Source organism: Neokomagataea anthophila (assembly GCF_018122595.1).
GTDB classification, from domain to species: Bacteria; Pseudomonadota; Alphaproteobacteria; order Acetobacterales; family Acetobacteraceae; genus Gluconobacter; species Gluconobacter anthophilus.
The window spans coordinates 1-209 of record NZ_JAGRQH010000287.1; the positions used below are offsets into that span (position 1 = coordinate 1).

General features: G+C 46.9%; 1 pseudogene. It reads left to right on the plus strand.

Features of this window, described 5'->3' with window-relative positions:
- Positions 1-209 (plus strand): annotated as a pseudogene (locus KB213_RS12705) (ATP-binding protein); the annotation flags it as partial.

A 209-nucleotide genomic window follows, 5' to 3' on the forward strand; every position in this document is an offset into this window, starting at 1 on the left:
TAACGGCCATGACGGACGAAACCCTCCCCCCTTCATCATCCCACTCCAGACCTGCTAACCTGACCGATAAACGCATAATAGATATTTTACATCGTCAGAACGAAGAGCGCTCCAACATCCTCACATTCGCACGCTTATATGGAGTTTCAATTCAACAAGTCAAAGACCATATAGCACTTTCCACCTCACGAGATGATGCTGAACGCCTT